Raw genomic sequence first — 19,847 nt, 5'->3', positions numbered from 1 at the left:
ACCGACACCCGCCGCGCCGCCGTTTTGTTGCCGCGCGCTCCTGCCTGTAGTCCCTGTAGCCAGCCAAGTTCCGGTTTCTCACTCCTACGGATCCTTTCATGGCGCACAACACGACATACATCAAGAGCCGCAAGCACCCCGTTTCCGGCCCGCGGGCCACGCCTGTGGGCGTGGCGGCCGCCGCCGCCCTCGTGGCCCTGGGCATGCCCGTCCAGGCACAGACCGCCCCGAGCGCGACCCTGCCCGAGGTGAAGGTCGAATCGGCCGGCGATGCGGGCTACAAGGCCGGCACCGTCTTCTCGCCCAAGTTCACCCAGCCGCTGCTGGATACGCCCCAGACCATCTCGGTCGTCAAGGAGCAGGTGCTGCGCGAGCAGGCCGCCTCGACCCTGACCGAGGCCCTGCGCAACACCCCGGGCGCCAGCACTTTCTTCCTAGGCGAAAACGGCAACACCAGCACGGGCGACGCGATCTACATGCGCGGCTTCGACAGCTCCAGCAGCATCTTCGTCGATGGCGTGCGCGACCTGGGTGCGGTTTCGCGCGATGTGTTCAACATCCAGCAGGTAGAAGTGGTCAAGGGCCCGGCCGGTACCGACAACGGCCGCACGGCGCCCACCGGTGCCATCAACCTGGTGAGCAAGCAGCCCACGCTGGAGAACAGCTTCGCCGCATCGCTGGGCGCGGGCAGCGCCTCGTACAAGCGCGGTACCGTGGACTGGAACAAGGCCCTGGAGGGCTTCCCCGGCGCCGCCTTCCGCCTGAACGTGATGAGCGAGGATTCGGGCGTGGCCGGCCGCGACCTGGTCAAGAACAAGCGCTGGGGCGTGGCCCCCTCGCTGGCCCTGGGCCTGAACTCGCCCACCCGCGTGTTCCTGAACTACCTGCACGTCCAGCAGGACAACATGCCCGATGGCGGCGTGCCCACCATCGGCCTGCCCGGCTACACCTCGCCCGATGCCCTGGCCCTGGCCAACCGCCGCCCCTTCCTGAACACCGCGGCGCGCGTGAATTCGAGCAACTTCTATGGCACCACGTCGGACTATGCGGACGTGGACATGGACATGGTCACGGCGCGCATCGAGCACGACTTCGCCTCGGGCATGAAGCTGCGCAACACCACGCGCTTCGGCCGCACGCACAACGACTACCGCCTGACCGCCTTCATGGGCGGCGGCTTCCCGGCCACGGGCGCGCTCACGGCCGCCTCGGCGCTGCTGGCCACGCCGAACCCGGCCGACCCATCGACCTGGACGGTGACGCGCAACCTGCCGACCAACGTCAACCAGGTCAACAAGATCGCCGTCAACCAGACCAGTCTGACCACCACGGTGCACACCGGCTCGGTGCAGCACGACCTGGCCGCAGGCCTGGAGATCTCGCGCGAAGAGCAGACCAACCTGGGCTACTACAGCCAGGGCTTTGCCAGCGTGAACACCACGTATGCACCGGCCGGCTCGCTGCCTGCAGCCAACCTGTACAACCCCAACCCGAACGTGACGGGCTTCAACCGCATCGCCAACGGCGCCTGGTCCAAGGGCGTGACGAACACCGTGGCTGCCTACCTGTTCGACACGGCCAAGCTGTCGCCCGAGTGGCAACTCACGGGCGGCCTGCGCGTGGACCGCTTCAAGACCGACTTCGACGCCGTGACCCAGGGCGCGCTGCCGGCCGGCGTGCTCACGCCGTCGTCGGCGAGCCTGTCGGACACGCTGATCGGCGCCAAGGTCGGCGTGGTCTACAAGCCCGCCGCCAACGGCAGCGTGTATGCCCTGTACGCCACCTCGGCCCAGCCCCCGGGCGGCGCCAACAACCAGCTGAGCGCCGCCGCCAACAACGCGGCCAACCCCAAGTTCGATCCGCAGAAGGCCAAGACCATCGAAGTCGGCACCAAGTGGGACGTGCTGGGCGGCCGCCTGGCCCTGGCCGGCGCGCTGTACCGCACCGATGTCTCCAACGACATCGAGACCGACCCCACCAACTCGGCCAACTTCGTGCAGACCGGCAAGAAGCGCGTGCAGGGCCTGGAGCTGACCGCTATCGGCGCCATCACCAACGACTGGTCGCTGAGCGCGGGCTACACCACCATGGACACCAAGGTGCTCAGCGGCGCACCCAAGACGGCCGATGGCAGCACGGCCCTGGCCTACACGCCCAAGAACGCCTTCACGCTGTGGACCACCTACCGCCTGCCCTTCGGCGTGACGATCGGCGGCGGTGCGCGCTACGCCGGCGAGCTGCTGCGCGGCACCGACGGTGCCGTGGGCACGCCGGCCTACACCGAGGCCTACTGGGTCTTCGATGCCATGGCCTCCTACCGCATCAACAAGAACTTCGATGTCCAGCTCAACGTGTACAACCTGGCCGACAAGGACTACGTGGCCGCCATCAACAAGAGCGGCTACCGCTACACGCCAGGCATCCCCCGCTCGGCACGCCTGACGGCCAACTTCACGTTCTGATCGAGCGCCACAAGGCAGTCTGAAACTGCCTGCCATGCGGGGCCCCGGGAAACCGGGGCTTTCCTGTTTCTGACGAAAGCCATTGCCATGATGCTGCACATTCCCAAAGTCCTCGCGCCCGAGCAGGTGCGCGCCCTGCGCGCGGCCATCGACGCCACCGACTGGGTGGACGGCCGGGCCACCGTGGGCGCCCAGGGTGCTCAGGTCAAGCACAACCGGCAGCTGCCCGAGCACTCGCCGGTGTCGCTGGAGCAGGGGCGCCTCATTCAGCAGGCGCTGGCGGCGCATCCTTTGTATTTCGCCGCGGCCCTGCCGCTGCGCACCGTGCCGCCGCTGTTCAACCGCTACGCGGGCGGCGAGACCTATGGCCTGCATGTGGATGGCGCCATGCGCCCCCTGCCGGGCGGAGGCGCCTTGCGCACGGATCTGTCGTGCACCCTGTTCCTGTGCGAGCCCGAGGACTACGAGGGCGGCGAGCTGGTGGTGGTGGACACCTATGGCACGCACGAGGCCAAGCTGCCGGCCGGCGACCTGGTGCTCTACCCCTCCACCAGCCTGCACCGCGTGGAGCCGGTCACGCGCGGCGAGCGCGTGTGCTCCTTCTTCTGGGTGCAGAGCATGGTGCGCGACGACACGCGCCGCGCCATGCTGTTCGAGCTGGACCAGACCATCCAGAAGCTGCGCGAGCGCCTGGGCGAGACCGAGGAGACGGTGTCCCTCACGGGCCAGTACCACAACCTGCTGCGGATGTGGTCTGAAGTCTGATGCAAAGCAGAACGGCCCCTCTGAGGCCGTTCTGTTGGTTAGGGAAGTTCCTTGTTGACCTCGGGCGCCGAGGCATCGCGCGGGCCGATGGTGCCCAGCCGGCCCTTGAGCGACTGGGGCTGGCCCGTGAGCATGGCCGCATAGTTGGTGGTATTGGCCAGCACCTTCTTCACGTAGTCGCGGGTTTCGCCAAAGGGCACGTTCTCGGCCCAGATGGCGGCGTCCAGCACCGGGCCGTTGCGCCAGTTGCGCGGGCGGCCCGGCCCGGCGTTGTAGGCGGCGGCAGCCATGGGCATGGAGCCCGCGAAATCGTCGAGCGCCAGCTTGAGGTAAGCCGTGCCGATGGCGATGTTGGTGTCGCGGTCGTTGATCTGGTCGGCCGTGAAGTTGGTCATGCCGATCTTCTTGGCCGTCCAGCGCGCCGTGGCCGGCATCACCTGCATCAGGCCCGAGGCGCCCACGTGCGAGCGCGCATCCATGATGAAGCGGCTTTCCTGGCGGATCAGGCCGTAGACATAGGCCGGGTCCAGGCCGATGCTGTTGGCACGCTCGACCACCGCCGTGCGGAACGGCGTGGGAAAGCGCTGGCTGGTCTCGATCACGCTGCGCGTGCGCTCGCTGGTGTTGATGCAGCGGTCCCAGACCTCGCGCGCGCAGGCGAAGTCGGCGGCGGCCAGCAACTCCCGGTCGGGCATGCCGCCAGGGATGTGCAGGTTGGTGGCGTAGTTCCACTCGCGCACCCCCTCGGAGCGCAGGCCCAGGAAGATCGCGTACAGGCCGCGGTTCAGGCCTGGGTTGGCGCGTGCGGCGGCCTTTTCCTCGGCAGTGAGCGGTGCGGGTGCGGGGGGCATGGCAATGCGCTGGCCCAGTTCTTCGGTAGCCAGCTGTTCGTAGAAGCCGCGTGTGCTGGCAATGCCTTCGAGCAGCTTGCGTGCCTCGGCACGCTCGGCCTCACCGGGCTTGCCGGCGAGCAGGGAGCGGGCCTTCCAGTACACCCAGGTGCTGTCCTGGCGGCCTTCTTCGCTCATCGCGTCGATGGCCTTGCCCACCACCTTCCACTGGCCGGCGCGCAGGGCGGCGCGCACCTTCCAGCCCAGGATGTCATCGTTGAGGTCGGCATCGCGCGTGATGTTGGCAAAGGCCCGGTTGGCGTCGGACGACAGCTTCTGCGCCTGCTGTTTGCCGATCACGCCCCAGACCCAGTTGCGCTCCTCGGGCGAGAGGTGCACGCTCCATTTGCCGTCCAGCTGGGCGGCGGCATTGTCCGGGTCGCCCGAGGCGAGCTTGATCAGCGCCAGCGTCACCAGCTCCTGGCGCGCCTGGCCCCGGGCCGTGGCGCGGGCCGTGAGGTACTTGGTGGGCCCATCCATGAGCTCCTTGACCTGGGCCGCGGCGTCGGGCGCGACGATCTCCACCGCATTGCGTGCCACGCGCGGCCGGTTGGCATCCACCGCGAAGCGGGCCTTGCGCCAGACGTCCAGGGCGCTGATCTTCTTGCTGGCGTAGAACTGGCTGGCCGCATGGGTGCAGCCATCGTCGGCCTCGCGCAGCGCGTACCAATTGCGTTTGATGTCGTCGGCAGCCCCGGGTTGGGGGTTGCCCTTGATGTCGTCGATCAAGAGGGCGTAGCAGCGCACCTCGCGGTCGTCGGACATGCGGTAGCTCGGGTGCTGCTCGGCGAACTGGGCCCAGTCGCGCCGCTGGCCCAGCAGCAGCAGCCAGTCGTTGCGCATGCGGTCTTCCTGGTAGCTGCCGGCATAGCGCTGCATGAAGGACTGGATTTCCGCCGGCTGCGCCTCGCCCAGCCGCAGCCTGAGCTCCCAGTAGCCGGCCCAGGGCTCGAGCACGTGGCCGCGCGCGGCGGGCAGCAATTGCTCGAGCTTCTTGCGGTCGCCGCGCTTGAACGCCTGCTGCATCTCCAGCAGGGTATCGTCGGCCCGGGTTTGCGCCTGGACAAGAGGCGCGGTGGTGGCCAGCAAGGCGCTGACCAGCAGCGGTGTCAGAATCTGAGTCAATTGCATGGGGGAATTATCTGATGGACAAAGCAGCCCTGCGGCGCGCCTTGATAGAAGAACGCCTGAATTTGCCAGATCGCCTACACCGGGCCGATTTGTTACAGCAAGTGATGCGCATCTGGCTGGTGAACCGGCCCGACACGGTGATCGGCGCCTACTGGCCCATCAAGGGCGAATTCGACCCGCTGCCCGCCCTGCACCGCTGGAAGGAAGACGGCGAACTGCTCGACGAACCCCAGTTGCGCCGCATTGGCCTGCCCGTGGTCAACAAGCAGCACAAGACCCTGACCTTCCACGCCTGGTACCCGGGCTGCCCCATGGAAGAGGATGCCTATGGCATCCCCAAGCCCAAGGACACCGAGCTCATCGTCCCCACCCTGCTGTTCGTGCCCTGCGTGGGCTATGCGGCGGGCGGTTACCGGCTGGGCTATGGCGGCGGCTTCTACGACCGCACCCTGGCCACGCTGCAACCCAAGCCCTTCACGGTGGGGCTGGGGTTCACCAATGGCTTCCTGGAAGAGTTCGAGCCGGAATCCTGGGACGCGCCGCTGGACGCGATCCTGAACGACAACGGGGTGGTCTGGCCGGTATAAGAACGTGTTCACGGCCTTTCCGGGGCCGCGTTGGAGCGCAATCGGGATGAGTGGATGCTTCGGGTGCGCCGCATGGGCCCATGCCCATGCAAGCAGCCGGGGCGTCCAATCGCCCGATTTCGCCCCATCCCGGCAAGGCACTTGCGCGGCCCCGAAAAGGCCGTGAACACGTTCTCCCCCCTGAGTCGCCTTCGGCGCCTTCCCCCCAGGGGGACGCCACCAGTGGCCTGGCAAAGCCAGTTCCACGGTGGCCCTGGTATGGGGGTGCGCCCTTTTCCGGGGCCAGTGACGGATTGGGACCCGGAAAGGCTCAGCCGGCCCGCAGTTCCGAGGCAAAGGCGTAGCAGTCGCCGCCTTCGGGGCGGCGCTTGCAGGTGTACATGGCGCTGTCGGCGGCGCGCAGCAGGTCGGCCAGGGTGCGGCCATCGGCCGGGTGGCAGGCGATGCCCAGGCTCATGCCCACGACCAGGGCGCGGCCCTCGAAGACCAGGGGTTCGGCGGCGCTGGCCGCCATGCGCCGGGCCATGGCGGCAATGACGTCACGCGAAGGACTGCCCGCGATCAGCACGGCGAACTCATCCCCTCCCAGGCGGGCCACCAGGTCGCCCGCGCGCAGCTGGGCGCGCAGGCGGCGCACCATGGCCACCAGCACGGCGTCGCCTGCGGCGTGGCCATAGGTGTCGTTGACGCCCTTGAAGCCGTCCAGATCCAGCAGCAGCAGCGCGAACGGCTGGCCGGCACGGATGGCGGCCTCGCCGTGGCTGGTCAGGCCTGCGCGGTTGGCGGCACCGGTGAGCGCGTCGGTGCCCAGGGCCTCGACCAGTTCCTGGGTGCGCACGGTCAGCGCCTGCTCGGAGCGGCGCAGCAGCCGCACCCGCGACGCCATGGCGGCCGCGAAGACGATGGATTCGGCCACCAGCACGGTCTGCGTCATGTCCATCTGCTGCGGCGTCCAGGCCACCCAGCCCCAGCTCGCGACGATGATGGCGCAGATACCCAGCAGCAGAATGGTGACCCCCAGGCAGTAGAGAACGGCCGGCCAGTAGCGCCTCCGCATGGCCATCACGGCGCCGACGGTGAGCACCACGGTGGAGGCCACCACCGAGGCCTGCACCAGGCGGAACAGCCACAGCGGGTGTGACCCCAGCAGGCCGTACACGGCAGCCAGCGCCAGCGCGGCCACCATGGCCAGCACCACCTTGTCCACGCGTGGCGCGTAGTCCGAAAGCCGCAGCAGGCTGCGCCCGAACATCAGCTTGGAGATGGCCCACAGCGGCGGGGCCATGCTGTAGAAGAAACCCGCCGCCGCCGGCCAGTGGGCAAAGGGGTAGCGCAGCGTGTGGCCGTTGAAACCTGCCAGCGCCAGCAATGCCCCGATGCAGGACACCAAGTACCAGGCGTAGATGCTCTCGCGGAACACCAGCAGCATCACGGTGCTGAAGATCGCCAGGCCCATGAGCAGGCCGTAGCAGACGCCATCGAACATGCGCTTGTCCTGGGTCTCCTGCAGGTAGTCCGCCAGATCCCAGACACGTGCGGCATAAAAGCGGGCAAAGGTCGACTCGACGCGGAAGTACACGGTGTAGACCCCGTCGTCGGGCAGCTTGAAGCGCCAGGCCATCTGCTCCGAGTCCGCCGGACGCGTGGCCCACGGGTGGCGCATGCCGGTGACCACCGGGTCGCCCAGCGCGCGCCCCTGGGCGTTGTAGGGACCGTAAAAGCGCAGCTCGTGCGTGGAAACGGTGGGCACCAGCAGCAGGAAGTCGCGCAGGGCGTCAGCCGGGTCGGCCAGTTGCAGGCGCACGCGGAACCAGAGCACCCGGTCCGATTCGGCGCCCTTCAGGGGATTATCCGGGTAGGCGAAGCGGGCCTCGTTCTCCGGGGTGCGCACCTGCGCGATGTCCAGCGTGCGGCCGGTGTCCTCAAACATGCCCATGAACGGCACGATGGACATGCCGCCGGCCTTCGCGGACAGCAGGGCCGGCACATCGCGCTCTTCCGCAGCCTGGACGGACGCGGGCCAGCACGCCACCCACACCAGCAGACACCACCAAACCTTGAAGAAAAAGTACAAAAAAGACGACGAGCGCATCAGCGACGCCGGTCCGGACGGACCGGAGGAGAAAACAGGCGACAAAGCGCTGAATTGTGCCGCAGTGCCCCATTCCAGCGCCGCGCACCGGCTTTGATGCGTACTGCGCATCAAAAACCCGCCCATCGGTCATTGGCACAAGCCACCGGCCGGCGTTAGCATGGAAAGTCTTGCCCAAATTTCCCCTTGCAAAGAGTGCCATCCATGCCAAAGCTCTATATCGGTAACAAGAATTACTCCTCGTGGTCCATGCGCCCCTGGGTGCTGCTGCGCCAGGCGGGCATCGCATTCGACGAGGTGCGCGTGCGCTTCGACAGCTTCGAAGCCGACTCCGAATTCAAGCGCGCCATCGGCCCCGTGAGCCCCACCGGCAAGGTGCCCGTGCTGGTGGACGGCGACCTGGTGGTCTGGGACACCCTGGCCATTGCCGAATATGTCGCCGAAACCCACCCCGACAAGAAGCTCTGGCCCGCCAGCGCCCAGGCGCGTGCCCGCGCGCGCAGCGTCTGCGCCGAGATGCACAGCGGCTTCACCGCCCTGCGCAGCAACTGCCCGATGAACATCGAGGCCGACCTGGCCACCACCGGCGCCCTGATCTGGCGCGACAAGGCCGGTGTGCGCGCCGACGTGCAGCGCCTAGTGGACATGTGGAGCGCCCTGCTCGCGGAACACGGCGCCCCGCTGCTGTTCGGCGAGTTCACCGTGGCCGACGCCTATTTCGCCCCCGTGTGCATGCGCCTGCACAGCTACGCCCTGCCCCTGCCACCGCAGATCGCCGCCTACGTGCAGCGCGTGCGCGCCCTGCCCGGCGTGAAGGCCTGGATCGACGACGCCTTGGCCGAGAAGGATTTCCTCGACTTCGAGGAACCCTACCGCCTGCGCCATGTTTGAGGAGCAGCGCATGGCCGTCACCATCTACCTGCGCTACGTGCTCAACACGTCCAAGCTCAAGGAATTCGAGCACTATGGCAAGCTGTGGATCCCACTGGTCGAGAAATTCGGCGGCCAGCACCACGGCTACTTCATGCCCAGCGAGGGCGCCAACAACATCGCACTGGCGCTGTTCACCTTCGAGAGCCTGGCGAGCTACGAGGTCTACCGCCAGCGCTCCATGGAAGATGCCGAGTGCCAGGCCGCCTTCCGCTATGCGGAAGAAACGGGCTGCATCATCAGCTACGAGCGCAGCTTCTTCCGGCCGGTTTTCCATTAAGAACCAGCGTGGGGGATGGTTCAGCCCGCTCAGTTGGGCAGCGGCCTGCAAGCCTGTACAGGGGGAGTGCAGCTTTGGCGTGGTTCGAGGGCAGGAGGTTTGGCGTTAGGTGCTGTCCAGGACTTGGTCCTATGGCATCGGCATGCCCACTCTCCATGAACCTGACATGGCCAGCGCCTCGTCGACCTGTTCGGAGGAAAGCAGTTCGGCCACGCGGGCACGGTTGTCCACAGCCTTGTCATCGCCTTGCTCCGCCGCCAGGTTGAACAGCGCATAGGCAATCACGGGGTTGGCAGCCACGCCAAAGCCATGCTCGTGCAACATGCCCAGGTTGTTCTGGGCTGTCGCATAGCCCTGTTCGGCAGCCTTGCGGAGCCACCTCACGGCTTCGGCATCGTCTTGAGGCAGACCACCCCGGCCATCGAAATACCTGAAGCCCAGGTCGCCCTGGGCAACTGCATCCCCTTGCTCCGCGGCCTTGCGGTACCAGTGCACAGCCTCGCTGTCATCTTTGGCTATGCCTTGGCCATTGGCATATGCAAACCCCAGACGGGTCTGTGCGGCAGCAAGCCCTTGCTCGGCCGCTTTTCGGTACCAGCTCACTGCCTCGGCGTGATTTTGCGGCACCCCGAGACCGCGCTTGTACATGGCACCAAGATCGCTCTGGGCGCTTGCGTACCCTTGTTCCGCAGCCTTGTGATACCAGCAAACCGCCTCACTATTGTCTTGTGGCACGCCCAGCCCATTGGCGTAATTGTGGCCCAGGTTGTACTGAGCACCTGCATGCCCTTGTTCGGCGGCCATGAGATACCAACGCGCCGCCTCCTGGTCGTCTCTGGGCACACCGTGCCCAAACGAATACTTGTGGCCTAAATTGTATTGAGCCATGGCAAGCCCCTGCTCGGCGGCCTTGCGAATCCAGTTCACTGCATCGCCATGGCTTTGTGGCAGGCCACGGCCTTCGCTGCACATGAAGCCCAGGTCGTTCTGGGCAAGTGCATAGCCTTGCTCAGCGGCTTTGCGATACCAGATCACCGCCTCATGATCGTCTCGATATACGCCCTGGCCGTTGGCATATTTCAGGCCCAGGTTGTACTGCGCCAAAGCAAGCCCTTGTTCGGCCGCCTTGCGGATCCAGTTCACTGCGTCCACATGACTTTGCGGCACGCCACGCCCCTCGCTGTACATGAAGCCCAGTTGGTTTTGGGCGCTTGCCAAGCCTTGCCCGGCCGCCTTGTGGTACCAGGACACCGCCTCTCTGTCGCTTTGGGGAGCACCTTCGCCATCGGCATATTGGTGACCCAGGTTGTACTGCGCCAAGGCAAGCCCTTGATCAGCCGCCTTGCGGATCCAGTTCACCGCTTCGCCATGATCCTGCGGCAGACCACGACCTTCGCCGTACATGAGCCCCAGATCGTTCTGGGCATTGGAATGTCCCTGCTCGGCAGCCTTGCGGTACCAATGCACGGCAACGCGGTCGTCCTGGTGTACGCCTTGACCCCGCGCATGCATTCTGCCCAGCTCATATTGAGAGCCCGCGTCGCCCTGGTCTGCACCGGCACTGAACTCAATCAAGGCGGCTGCGTAGTCGCCTTGCTCCAGGAGCGCCTTCATGCCTCTTTCAAATTCGGCAGTCACCAAAGGCGCGTGAACCGTTGGCGCAAAAAAAGAGGTCCAGGCGGACTTCAATCGCTCGTTCAGTTTCATGTGCACGGGCTTTTGTTCGGGGTTGAGATGCGGACTACCACCCGCCAACGACGGCCTTCGGTCGTTGCGCAAGCGTGATGTCGCAAAGCGGCATCTTGCATGCTCCACAATTGTTGCAGACTTCTCAGCCGTCGGCCACGCCTCCTGCACACCAGGATCGCTACCGAAACTGCTTGCGCAACAAGGCCCGGTGGCGCGCAATGTGCGCCAACTGGGCCTGTGCAACGATGCCGCCCAGGTCCTCGCCATCACCATTGAGCACCGCATTGGCATGGCGCATGGCGCGGGCCACGACTTCCTCCTCGCCCACACCCTGCTGCGCCGCCAGGTCCAGCGCCACACGCTTCATGGCGCGCTGCGACAGCATCCACATGGCGCCATAGGAATCCCAGGCCGCGGCGGTCTCCTTGAACTTGTCGCGGTCGGCCAGGATCTCATTGAGCGGCTTGGCCAGGATCTCCTGCAGGGTCTCCAGCTGGGCCTGCATCGCCTCGAACTGCGCTTCGCGCTGCAGGGCCTCGGCCGCGGCATTGGCAGCAGCGTCGGGCGGCGTGGGCACGGGGATGCTGCCGTCGGGGTTGGGTTGCGCGATGGTGAGGGACGAGGAGATGGACATGGCGCCGACCGTGGGCTGGTGAGGGACGCACTATACGGCCTGAGAACGTGTGGACGGTCTTGCCGGCAGCTCCCCTACACTGCCACCATGCAAATCTACATGGTAGGGGGCGCCGTGCGCGACGCGCTGCTCGGGCGCCCCGTGAATGACCACGACTGGGTGGTGGTGGGCGCCACGCCCGAGCAGATGCTCGCGGAGGGCTACCTGCCCGTGGGCCGCGATTTCCCGGTATTCCTGCACCCCGAGACACGCGAGGAATATGCGCTGGCACGCACCGAGCGCAAGAGCGGGCGCGGCTACCGCGGCTTTGTGGTGGACAACTCACCCGAGGTGACGCTGGAGGAAGATCTCTCGCGCCGCGATCTCACCATCAACGCCATTGCCCGGAGCCCCGATGCGCCGGACACCCTGGTCGACCCCTACGGCGGCCAGCGGGACCTGCAGGCGCGCGTGCTGCGCCATGTGACCGAGGCCTTCCGCGAAGACCCGGTGCGCATCCTGCGCCTGGCACGCTTTGCTGCGCGCTTTACCGATTTCACGGTGGCGCCCGAAACCATGGCGCTGATGCGCCAGATGGTGGCCGATGGCGAGGTGGACCACCTGGTGCCCGAGCGCGTGTGGCAGGAGCTGGCGCGCGGGCTGATGGAAGCCAAGCCCTCGCGCATGTTCGAGGTGCTGCGCGACTGCGGGGCCTTGCAGGTATTGCTGCCCGAGGTGGCGCGCCTGTGGGGGGTGCCCCAGCGCGCAGAGCACCACCCCGAGGTGGACACCGGCATCCACCTGATGATGGTGCTGGACATGGCGGCACGGCTCGACGCTCCGCTTACCGTGCGCTTTGCCTGCCTGGCGCACGACCTGGGCAAGGGCACGACACCGGCCGATGTGCTGCCGCGCCACATCGACCACGAACGGCGCAGCGCCGAACTGCTGCAGGACGTGGCCGAGCGCCTGCGCGTGCCCGTGGACTGCCGCGAGATCGCCGACGTGGTGGCGCGCGAGCATGGCAATATCCACCGCAGCGGAGAATTGGCTGCTGCGCCGCTGGTGCGCCTGCTGGAGCGCTGCGACGCGCTGCGCAAGCCCGGGCGCATGCCCGATATCCTGCTGGCCTGCGAGTGCGATGCGCGCGGCCGGCTTGGCATGGAGGAGAACGGCTACCCGCAGCGCCCGCGCCTGCTGGCCGTGCTGGCGGCTGCGCAGTCGGTGGTCACACGCGAGATCGCGGCCAAGGCGGCTGCCAAGGGCCTGTCGGGTCCGCAGGTGGGCGACCTGATCCACCAGGCCCGCGTGGAAGCCGTGGCCCAGTGGCTGTCGGCCCACCCAGCCCGCTGAGCAGCTACCAGCGCAGCAGGCGGGGACCGAGCACGGCGCCCACCGCCGTGGGCAGGGCCATGCCGGCCAGGTACCAGACGGCGATGAAAGGCGAGGCCATTTCGGGGCAATGCAGGGCATAGACCAGCGCGCCCAACGCTCCCGCCAACAGGCCCGCCCCGGCGCCAGCCCAGGCCAGTTGCGTGGGGGCCGCGCCCTTGAGCGCCCAGAAACCCGCGACAAAGGCCGGCACGGAGAGCAGCGCGATGTTGAAGGGGCAAGTGCGCCAGGTGCTGCCCAGCACCAGGGCCATCCGCTCGCCAGGGTCGGCCTGCGACAGCGCCCCACCGGCCATGGCCCACAGCACCAGCGGCGGCACGGCCACCAGCGCCACGGCGCGGCCCACGGCCATGCCCGGGCGCGCCATGCGGCGCAGCAGCGCCAGGCCGGCCATGGCCAGTGCCGCGGCAAACACCAGCTTGGTCCAGAACATGGGCAGCACCAGGGTCTGCGCCAGGTCATGGCGCACGCCGAACACCGCCACCATCAGCACACCCGCCCCGGCCATGCCGGCGAGGCAGGCGAGCACAAAACGGCGCTCGATGGCCTGGGCCTGCACCGGGCCGGCATCGGTGGCCAGCAATTGGATCAATTCATCGGTTTTCATGCCATTCCCCTGATCTTGGCGGCCAGGGCCTTGAGGCCCCGGTGCACGCCGACTTTGACTGCCGACTCCGACAGCCCCGTGAGCTGCGCCGTCTCCACCACCGACAAGCCCTCCAGCTTCACATGCTGGATGGGCAGGCGCTGCCGGTCGGGCAGCGTCTCCAGCAATTTCCCCAGATCGCGCCGGGCCTGGGCCGCCTCGCTGTCGCTGCTGGAGAACAGCTCGTTGGCATCGTCCAGCGGATCGTTGAGCGCCTCCTTCACCCGGTGCGAGCGCAGCCAGTCGATGAGCTTGTAGCGCGCGATCGCATGCACCCAGGCCGTCACCGGCATGTCGGTCCGGTAGGTATGGCGCTGGTTGTGCACCGCCAGCAAGGTCTCCTGCACCAGGTCCTCCACCTCATCGGGCCGCTGCGCCAACCGGCGGCGCAGAAAGGCGCGCAGGTGGGCACTCAGCTCCTTGAGGAACCGTTGGTAGGCCGCCGCATCGGCGTCCAGTCCCAGCAGCAGCAGGCTGCGCAGTCGCTCTTCGATCTCCATGCGTTCTCCCTCACCGGTATTCGCATTGCGGGGCCCACGGGTTACAGCGGATGGCAATTTCTTTTTGTCTGGATTTTTTGCAGGCGGTGTAACCCGGCGCTCCGCCAGTGCGAATTACAGCGCAGATCGGTGGCCGCAGCGCATTCGCAGCCGCAGCCCCTCCGGTCTGTTCCACAACCCCCTCAGCCCAACGGAGATTCCGACATGACCGCACGTTCTTCCCTCAGCCTCGGCGCCCTGGCCCTTGCCGCTCTCGCATCCGGCGCCGCCCTGGCCCAGACCAACAAACCCGCCGAAGCGGCCAAGCCCGCCATGGAAAAGTGCTATGGCGTGTCCCTGGCCGGCAAGAACGACTGTGCCGCCGGCGCCGGCACCACCTGTGCGGGCACGTCCAAGGTGGACTACCAGGCCAATGCCTGGAAGTTCGTGCCGGCCGGCACCTGCGCCTCGATCAAGACGCCCAAGGGCATGGGCTCGCTCACCCCCATGAAGAGCTGATCCAGCCCCGGTTGCCCGCCATGGACTCGCCGCCGCTCACCGCCGGCCTGGGGCTCAAGCCCGCGCACTACGAACAGGCCCTGCGATGCACGGACCCCGGGCTGTGGTGGGAGGTGCACCCCGAGAACTACCTGGCCGATGGCGGCCCCCGCCTGGCCTGGCTGGAGGCCATCCGCGCCCGGCACCCGGTGGCACTGCATGGCGTATCGCTCTCGCTGGCGGCCGATGCGCCGCCCGACGAGGCGCACCTGGCCCGGCTGGCGGCCCTGGCGCGGCGCATCGAGCCGGCCATCGTCTCCGAACACCTGGCCTGGTCCACCTGGCGCGGCCGGTACCTGCCCGACCTGCTGCCCTTCCCCCGCACCCACGCGGCCCTGGCACGCGTGGCGGCCAATATCGGTCGCACGCAGGAGGTGCTGGGGCGGCCCATCGCCATCGAGAACCCCACGCATTACCTGCACCTCAACGGCCACGACTGGGCCGAGACCGACTTCCTGGCCGAGCTGGTGCGCCGCACCGGCTGCCAATTGCTGCTGGACGTGAACAACGTCCATGTGAGCGCCCACAACCTGAGCACGCGCGCCGAGGACTACCTGGACGCCTTCCCCCTGCATGCCGTGGCCGAGATCCACCTGGCCGGCCACCAGGCCGACCCCACGCTGGGCAATGCCCTGCTGATCGACAGCCACGATGCCCCCGTGGCCGGCGCCGTGTGGGCGCTGTACCAGCGCGTGATCGAGCGCACCGGCCCGGTGCCCACCCTGATCGAACGCGACGACCAATTGCCCGCACTCGACGTGCTGCGCGCCGAACGTGCGCAGGCCCATGCGGCCCTGGAGGCCTTGCCATGCAACTGAGCCACTTCCAGGAAGGCCTGGCGAACGCACTGTTGCCACAGTCGCCGCCCCACGCCGAGGCGCCGGGATGGCTGGCTGCACTGCAAGCCCAGCCGGGCTTTGCGGTGTACCGCAACACGGTGCACAAGGGCTGCATCGACGCCCTGCTGGCCAACTACCCCACGGCGGGCACCATGGTCGGAGAAGACTGGTTGCGCGCAGCGGCCGCTGTCTTTGTGCACGAACAGCCCCCACGCGATGCGCGCCTGATGGCCTACGGCGAAGGCTTCGCCCGCTTCCTGCAGAGCTTTGCGCCCGCGGCAGACCTGCCCTACCTGCCCGGCGTGGCCCACCTGGACCGCTGCTGGACCGAAAGCCACCTGGCGGCCGATGCCCCGGCGCTGGATGCCGCCTGGCTGGCCGCGCAGGCACCGGATGCCCTGGCGGGCATGCACCTGGTGCCCCACCCCGCGGCCCGCTGGGCCTGGAGCGAAGACCACCCGGCCTGCACGCTCTGGCAACGCCAACGCAACGGCGAAGCCATGGATGCCGATCTACCCTGGCAGGGCGATGGCGCCCTGCTCACCCGGCCCGCAGGCGGCGTGCAGTGGAGGCCGCTGCAGCGCGCGGGCTTGGATTTCCTGAACGCCTGTGCCGCAGGCCAGACGCTGGGGCAGGCCGCCGAACAGGCCCTGGCCGCCGATCCCGGTGCCGACCTGGGCGGGCTTCTGGTCCAGTTGCTGCAGGCCGGCGCACTGTGCCAGCCACCCGCCCCGAATTCCCGCTGAGAAGGACACCCCATGAACACCACCTCTTCGTTTCCCCCTGCCACGCCCACGGTGCCCGCCTCGGGCCCGCGCCATGCGCTGGCCCGGCTGGCCGGCCTGCTGGAATGGGCCACGCCCCACAGCCTGCTGGCCCTTGCCAACCGCCTGGGCATTGCCGCGATCTTCTGGATGTCGGCCCGCACCAAGGTGGAGGGCTGGTTCACCATCTCGGACAGCGCCTACCTGCTGTTCCGCGAGGAGTACAAGCTGCCCCTGCTCCCGCCCGAACTGGCGGCACAGATGGCGACCGTGGCCGAGCACCTGTTCCCGGTGCTGCTGGTGCTGGGCTTGTTCACCCGCCTGTCGGCCCTGGCGCTGCTGGGCATGGTGCTGGTGATCCAGGTCTTCGTCTACCCCGACGCCTGGCCCACGCACCTGTCGTGGGCCGGCCTGCTGCTCTACTTGGCCGGTCGCGGCGCGGGAACACGCTCCCTCGACCGGCTCTTCGGCATCCGTTGAGCGCGGTCAGCCCACGCTGCGCACCCAGCGCGCAATGTCGGCAGCGTTCATGGCCCCCGAAATGCGCGCAGCCTCGCGCCCTTCCTTGAAGAGGATCATGGTCGGGATGCTGCGGATGCCAAAACGCCCAGCGATCGCCTGGTGCGCCTCGGTGTCGAGCTTGGCCAGCTGCACCTGCGGCTCCAGGTCTTTGGCGGCCTGCGCGAAGGCCGGCGCCATCTGCAGGCAGGGGCCGCACCACGGCGCCCAGAAATCCACCACCACGGGCAGATGGCTGCGGCCCACATGCTTGTCGAACGACGCGGCATCCAACGACACCGGCGCGCCGGCAAACAGGGGCTGGTGGCAGCTGCCGCAATCGGGGGCGCTCGAGAAGTCCGCCCGCTTGACGCGGTTGGTGGTGTGGCAATGGGGGCAGACGATGTGAGGGGATGCTTCTTCGTTCACGCAAAAATCTCCGTGGAGCACGCTGCAGCGTGCGCTGGGCAGATGGTGCTGCCTGTAAGACAAATGGCCATTTTCATCTTGTGACAATGGGGATGCAGCCCTCCCTTTGCAAGCCCCCATCCTGCACAGGCCCAAGCCTGGCGCGGCTTTGCAGCGCGGCCGGGGTGGGCCTGGGGCGCCGGCCAGGTGCCGGTGGCGAGCTGGCGAGGCCCCGACCCGTCTGCTAAGGTGCGGCCACATGCAGCTGCTCCCTTCCCTGACAACAGCCCATGCGCTTTTTCTTGATTTCGACGGCACCCTCACCGAGATGGCGCCCCGGCCCGAGGCCGTGCGCATCTCTTCGGGCCTGGTCCCCACGCTCGCCGCCCTGAGCACGCACCTCGATGGTGCCCTGGCCATCGTCACGGGCCGGCGCGAGAGCGACATCGACCACTTCCTGGACCCCTTGCGCCTGCCGCTGGCCAGCGAGCACGGCTCGCAGTACCGGCTGGCCGATGGATCGCGCCCGGCCATCACTCCGCCCAACCTGGAGCCCGTGCTCCAGGCCACCACACAACTGGCCGCGCAGCACACCGGCCTGCTGGTCGAGCCCAAGCGCGCCAGCGTGGCCCTGCACTACCGGCTGGCGCCGCACCTGGAGGACCTGTGCCGCGAGACCATGCTGATTGCATTGCGCAAGGTGCATGGCCTGGAACTCATGGAAGGCAAGTTCGTCTTCGAAGCCAAGCCCCGTGGCGTGGACAAGGGCCAGGCCATCACCGACTTCATGACACAGCCGCCCTTTGCGGGCCGCATGCCCGTCTTCGCCGGTGACGACGTGACCGATGAAGCCGGCTTTGCCGCCGTGCATGCCCTGGGCGGCTGGGGCATCAAGGTGGGCGAAGGCCCGACGCAGGCACACCACCGCTGCATGACACCGGCCGCATTGCGTGGCTGGCTGTCGGCGGCACGAACCTCCTGGGAGCGCGCACGATGACGACCACGAACGACAAGAACGACAACGCAGCCGCCGCCCCGCAGCAAGGCTCACTCAACCTGGGCATGATCGGCAACTGCGCCATCAGCGCCCTGATCGACAGCCAGGCCCGCATGGTCTGGTGCTGCCTGCCGCGCTTCGATGGCGACCCGGTCTTCAATGCCCTGCTGCAGCCGGGCGACGAGGGCAGCCACTTCGCCATCGAGATCGAAGACATGGCTTCTGCGCACCAGTGGTACGAGCCCAATACCGCCATCCTGCGCACCCAGCTGTTCGACAAGGCCGGACACGGCGTGGAGATCACCGACTTCGCGCCGCGTTTCTTCAGCCGCTCGCGCTTCTTCCGGCCCATGACGCTGGTGCGCCGGGTGCGCCCCATCCAGGGCTCGCCACGCATCCGCGTGGCCATCAACGTACGCTACGACTGGGGCCAGACCGCGCCGCAGATCACGCGTGGCAGCAACCACATCCGCTATGTGGGCGGCAGCATGGCGCTGCGCCTGTCCACCGATGCGCCGGTATCGCACGTGCTCTCGGGCCAGCCCTTCGTGCTCACGCGCGAGCACAACTTCATCCTGGGCGCCGACGAAAGCCTGCTCGACGGCATCGCCGACACGGCGCGCCTGTTCGAGCAGGAGACCACCTCCTACTGGCGTGGCTGGAGCCGGGCCCTGGCCGTGCCGCTGGAGTGGCAGGACGCAGTGATCCGCGCGGCCATCACGCTCAAGCTCTCGCTGTACGAGGACACGGGCGCCATCGTGGCGGCCATGACCACCAGCATCCCCGAGTCGGCCCACAGCGGGCGCAACTGGGACTACCGCTTTTGCTGGCTGCGCGATGCCTTTTTTGTGGTGCGTGCGCTCAACAGCATCTCCGAGGTGGGCACCATGGAGGACTACCTTCGCTGGCTCAGCAATGTGGTGGTGGATGCCGGCAGCGGCCACATCCAGCCGCTGTACGGCATCGGCCTGGAGCGCGAGCTGCCCGAGTCCCTGGTGCCGCAGCTGGCCGGCTACCGCGGCATGGGCCCGGTGCGCGTGGGCAACCAGGCGGCCGAGCATTTCCAGCACGACGTGTACGGCAACATCGTGCTGGGCGCGGCCCAGGCCTTCCACGACCACCGGCTGCTGCACCGCGCGGGCCTGGGCGAATTCACGCGGCTCGAGCAGGTGGGCGAGAACGCGGTGCGCGTCTACGGCCAGCCCGATGCGGGCATGTGGGAGCTGCGCACGCGCGCGCGCGTGCACACCTCCTCGGCCCTGATGAGCTGGGCGGCCTGCGACCGCCTGGCCAAGATCGCCACAGCCCTGAACCTGCCCGACCGCGCCGAGTACTGGCATGGCCATGCCCGGCGCATGCAGGAAGAGATCATCACCAAGTCGTGGAGCGAGTCACGCCAGGCCTTTGCCGAGAGCTTTGGCGGCAACGAGCTCGACGCCAGCGTGCTGCTGATGGCCGAGGTCGGCCTGATCGACCCCAGGGACCCGCGCTTCGTGAGCACCGTCGAGGCCATGGAAAAGAGTCTGTGCGATGGCCCCTACATGCGCCGCTACGAGGCCGCCGACGACTTCGGTAAGCCCGAGACGGCCTTCAACATCTGCACCTTCTGGCGCATCGATGCCCTGGCCCGCATCGGCCGCAAGGACGAGGCGCGCGCGATTTTCGAGACCATGCTGGCCGCACGCAACCCCCTGGGCCTGCTGTCGGAAGACACGCACCCCGAAACCCGGGAGATGTGGGGCAACTTCCCGCAGACCTACTCGATGGTGGGCGTGATCAACGCGGCCGTGCGCCTGTCGGCCCGCTGGGACAGCGTGATTTGAGGCG

The 19,847-nt window shown here is 67.7% G+C and carries 20 protein-coding genes; 13 read left to right on the top strand and 7 right to left on the bottom strand.

The annotated features are described in order from the left end of the window. Window positions 1–98 precede the first annotated feature (98 nt). Window positions 99–2,462: a catecholate siderophore receptor Fiu gene (locus AC3WOH_RS03755; RefSeq protein WP_492228070.1), complete on the top strand. Its 2,364-nt coding sequence runs from the start codon at window positions 99–101 to the stop codon at window positions 2,460–2,462. Window positions 2,463–2,549: 87 nt separating this feature from the next. After that, the gene (locus tag AC3WOH_RS03750; protein WP_492228069.1) at window positions 2,550–3,227 is read left to right on the top strand and encodes a Fe2+-dependent dioxygenase; all 678 of its coding nucleotides are present in this window, start codon (window positions 2,550–2,552) and stop codon (window positions 3,225–3,227) included. A gap of 38 nt (window positions 3,228–3,265) precedes the next feature. On the opposite strand, the gene AC3WOH_RS03745 is transcribed toward AC3WOH_RS03750, so the two are convergent. Beyond that, on the bottom strand, window positions 3,266–5,248 hold the full coding sequence (locus AC3WOH_RS03745) for a lytic transglycosylase domain-containing protein (protein WP_492228068.1): 1,983 nt from the start codon (window positions 5,246–5,248) through the stop codon (window positions 3,266–3,268). Window positions 5,249–5,262: 14 nt separating this feature from the next. On the opposite strand from AC3WOH_RS03745, the gene AC3WOH_RS03740 reads away from it, so the two are divergent. Then, window positions 5,263–5,835 carry a 5-formyltetrahydrofolate cyclo-ligase gene (locus AC3WOH_RS03740; protein ID WP_184858842.1) on the top strand — a complete coding sequence of 191 codons (573 nt, stop codon included), beginning with the start codon at window positions 5,263–5,265 and terminating at the stop codon, window positions 5,833–5,835. 310 nt (window positions 5,836–6,145) lie between these two features. Here the strand turns inward: AC3WOH_RS03740 and AC3WOH_RS03735 are convergent, their stop codons facing one another. Then, window positions 6,146–7,789, bottom strand: a complete 1,644-nt coding sequence (locus AC3WOH_RS03735; protein WP_492228067.1) for a sensor domain-containing diguanylate cyclase — start codon at window positions 7,787–7,789, stop codon at window positions 6,146–6,148. Between AC3WOH_RS03735 and AC3WOH_RS03730 the strand changes: the two genes are divergently transcribed. The 3 genes from AC3WOH_RS03730 (at window position 7,770) to AC3WOH_RS03720 (ending at window position 9,137) form a co-directional block, all read left to right on the top strand. Further along, window positions 7,770–8,024, top strand: coding sequence for a hypothetical protein (locus AC3WOH_RS03730; RefSeq protein WP_492228066.1), 255 nt, complete (start codon window positions 7,770–7,772; stop codon window positions 8,022–8,024). The genes AC3WOH_RS03735 and AC3WOH_RS03730 overlap by 20 nt on opposite strands. 107 nt (window positions 8,025–8,131) lie before the next feature. Next, the gene (locus AC3WOH_RS03725; protein ID WP_492228065.1) at window positions 8,132–8,818 is read left to right on the top strand and encodes a glutathione S-transferase family protein; all 687 of its coding nucleotides are present in this window, start codon (window positions 8,132–8,134) and stop codon (window positions 8,816–8,818) included. 10 nt (window positions 8,819–8,828) lie between these two features. Further along, window positions 8,829–9,137, top strand: coding sequence for an NIPSNAP family protein (locus tag AC3WOH_RS03720; RefSeq protein WP_492228293.1), 309 nt, complete (start codon window positions 8,829–8,831; stop codon window positions 9,135–9,137). A gap of 129 nt (window positions 9,138–9,266) precedes the next feature. Here the strand turns inward: AC3WOH_RS03720 and AC3WOH_RS03715 are convergent, their stop codons facing one another. Next, window positions 9,267–10,844: an SEL1-like repeat protein gene (locus AC3WOH_RS03715; protein ID WP_492228064.1), complete on the bottom strand. Its 1,578-nt coding sequence runs from the start codon at window positions 10,842–10,844 to the stop codon at window positions 9,267–9,269. A 160-nt stretch (window positions 10,845–11,004) separates the two neighbouring features. Next, window positions 11,005–11,460, bottom strand: coding sequence for a hypothetical protein (locus AC3WOH_RS03710; RefSeq protein ID WP_492228063.1), 456 nt, complete (start codon window positions 11,458–11,460; stop codon window positions 11,005–11,007). A gap of 87 nt (window positions 11,461–11,547) precedes the next feature. Between AC3WOH_RS03710 and AC3WOH_RS03705 the strand changes: the two genes are divergently transcribed. Continuing rightward, complete coding sequence (locus AC3WOH_RS03705; protein WP_492228062.1) at window positions 11,548–12,792, top strand: multifunctional CCA addition/repair protein; 1,245 nt, start codon at window positions 11,548–11,550, stop codon at window positions 12,790–12,792. A 4-nt stretch (window positions 12,793–12,796) separates the two neighbouring features. Here the strand turns inward: AC3WOH_RS03705 and AC3WOH_RS03700 are convergent, their stop codons facing one another. Then, window positions 12,797–13,438, bottom strand: a complete 642-nt coding sequence (locus AC3WOH_RS03700; RefSeq protein ID WP_492228061.1) for an NrsF family protein — start codon at window positions 13,436–13,438, stop codon at window positions 12,797–12,799. Beyond that, window positions 13,435–13,977, bottom strand: a complete 543-nt coding sequence (locus AC3WOH_RS03695) for a sigma-70 family RNA polymerase sigma factor (protein ID WP_184858857.1) — start codon at window positions 13,975–13,977, stop codon at window positions 13,435–13,437. Before AC3WOH_RS03695 ends, AC3WOH_RS03700 begins: the two co-directional genes overlap by 4 nt. A 204-nt stretch (window positions 13,978–14,181) precedes the next feature. Between AC3WOH_RS03695 and AC3WOH_RS03690 the strand changes: the two genes are divergently transcribed. The 4 genes from AC3WOH_RS03690 to AC3WOH_RS03675 are packed head-to-tail and all read left to right on the top strand — an operon-like array spanning window position 14,182 to window position 16,597. Further along, complete coding sequence (locus AC3WOH_RS03690; RefSeq protein WP_184858859.1) at window positions 14,182–14,475, top strand: BufA1 family periplasmic bufferin-type metallophore; 294 nt, start codon at window positions 14,182–14,184, stop codon at window positions 14,473–14,475. Between the two features lie 20 nt (window positions 14,476–14,495). Next, window positions 14,496–15,332, top strand: a complete 837-nt coding sequence (gene bufB / locus AC3WOH_RS03685; protein ID WP_492228060.1) for an MNIO family bufferin maturase — start codon at window positions 14,496–14,498, stop codon at window positions 15,330–15,332. After that, entirely contained in the window at window positions 15,323–16,099 is a 777-nt protein-coding gene (locus AC3WOH_RS03680; RefSeq protein ID WP_492228059.1) for an HvfC/BufC family peptide modification chaperone, read from the top strand. The genes bufB and AC3WOH_RS03680 overlap by 10 nt, the downstream gene beginning before the upstream one ends. 12 nt (window positions 16,100–16,111) lie before the next feature. Then, window positions 16,112–16,597 (top strand): DoxX family protein, encoded by a 486-nt coding sequence (locus AC3WOH_RS03675; protein WP_492228058.1) that lies wholly within the window; start codon window positions 16,112–16,114, stop codon window positions 16,595–16,597. 6 nt (window positions 16,598–16,603) lie between these two features. On the opposite strand, the gene trxC is transcribed toward AC3WOH_RS03675, so the two are convergent. Next, complete coding sequence (gene trxC / locus AC3WOH_RS03670; protein WP_492228057.1) at window positions 16,604–17,044, bottom strand: thioredoxin TrxC; 441 nt, start codon at window positions 17,042–17,044, stop codon at window positions 16,604–16,606. A gap of 238 nt (window positions 17,045–17,282) precedes the next feature. On the opposite strand from trxC, the gene otsB reads away from it, so the two are divergent. Continuing rightward, window positions 17,283–18,020, top strand: a complete 738-nt coding sequence (otsB, locus tag AC3WOH_RS03665; RefSeq protein ID WP_492228056.1) for a trehalose-phosphatase — start codon at window positions 17,283–17,285, stop codon at window positions 18,018–18,020. After that, window positions 18,017–19,843 (top strand): glycoside hydrolase family 15 protein, encoded by a 1,827-nt coding sequence (locus AC3WOH_RS03660; protein ID WP_492228055.1) that lies wholly within the window; start codon window positions 18,017–18,019, stop codon window positions 19,841–19,843. Before otsB ends, AC3WOH_RS03660 begins: the two co-directional genes overlap by 4 nt. Window positions 19,844–19,847: the final 4 nt, after the last annotated feature.

The organism is Acidovorax sp. FW305-C-20-28 (assembly GCF_058783375.1).
The sequence above is the reverse complement of the archived record's forward strand: the minus strand, read 5'-3'. Positions and strand labels throughout refer to the sequence as shown.

Bases quoted from the DNA above. Each gene is read 5' to 3' on its own strand.
- AC3WOH_RS03700 (WP_492228061.1), bottom strand. From the start codon at position 13,438: ATGAAAACCGATGAATTGATCCAATTGCTGGCCACCGATGCCGGCCCG.
- AC3WOH_RS03695 (WP_184858857.1), bottom strand. From the start codon at position 13,977: ATGGAGATCGAAGAGCGACTGCGCAGCCTGCTGCTGCTGGGACTGGAC.
- AC3WOH_RS03755 (WP_492228070.1), top strand. From the start codon at position 99: ATGGCGCACAACACGACATACATCAAGAGCCGCAAGCACCCCGTTTCC.
- AC3WOH_RS03725 (WP_492228065.1), top strand. From the start codon at position 8,132: ATGCCAAAGCTCTATATCGGTAACAAGAATTACTCCTCGTGGTCCATG.
- AC3WOH_RS03745 (WP_492228068.1), bottom strand. From the start codon at position 5,248: ATGCAATTGACTCAGATTCTGACACCGCTGCTGGTCAGCGCCTTGCTG.
- AC3WOH_RS03680 (WP_492228059.1), top strand. From the start codon at position 15,323: ATGCAACTGAGCCACTTCCAGGAAGGCCTGGCGAACGCACTGTTGCCA.
- AC3WOH_RS03715 (WP_492228064.1), bottom strand. From the start codon at position 10,844: ATGAAACTGAACGAGCGATTGAAGTCCGCCTGGACCTCTTTTTTTGCG.
- AC3WOH_RS03735 (WP_492228067.1), bottom strand. From the start codon at position 7,789: ATGTCCATCGTGCCGTTCATGGGCATGTTTGAGGACACCGGCCGCACG.
- AC3WOH_RS03730 (WP_492228066.1), top strand. From the start codon at position 7,770: ATGAACGGCACGATGGACATGCCGCCGGCCTTCGCGGACAGCAGGGCC.
- AC3WOH_RS03710 (WP_492228063.1), bottom strand. From the start codon at position 11,460: ATGTCCATCTCCTCGTCCCTCACCATCGCGCAACCCAACCCCGACGGC.
- AC3WOH_RS03675 (WP_492228058.1), top strand. From the start codon at position 16,112: ATGAACACCACCTCTTCGTTTCCCCCTGCCACGCCCACGGTGCCCGCC.
- AC3WOH_RS03750 (WP_492228069.1), top strand. From the start codon at position 2,550: ATGATGCTGCACATTCCCAAAGTCCTCGCGCCCGAGCAGGTGCGCGCC.
- otsB (WP_492228056.1), top strand. From the start codon at position 17,283: ATGCAGCTGCTCCCTTCCCTGACAACAGCCCATGCGCTTTTTCTTGAT.
- AC3WOH_RS03720 (WP_492228293.1), top strand. From the start codon at position 8,829: ATGGCCGTCACCATCTACCTGCGCTACGTGCTCAACACGTCCAAGCTC.
- AC3WOH_RS03740 (WP_184858842.1), top strand. From the start codon at position 5,263: ATGGACAAAGCAGCCCTGCGGCGCGCCTTGATAGAAGAACGCCTGAAT.
- AC3WOH_RS03690 (WP_184858859.1), top strand. From the start codon at position 14,182: ATGACCGCACGTTCTTCCCTCAGCCTCGGCGCCCTGGCCCTTGCCGCT.
- AC3WOH_RS03705 (WP_492228062.1), top strand. From the start codon at position 11,548: ATGCAAATCTACATGGTAGGGGGCGCCGTGCGCGACGCGCTGCTCGGG.
- bufB (WP_492228060.1), top strand. From the start codon at position 14,496: ATGGACTCGCCGCCGCTCACCGCCGGCCTGGGGCTCAAGCCCGCGCAC.
- AC3WOH_RS03660 (WP_492228055.1), top strand. From the start codon at position 18,017: ATGACGACCACGAACGACAAGAACGACAACGCAGCCGCCGCCCCGCAG.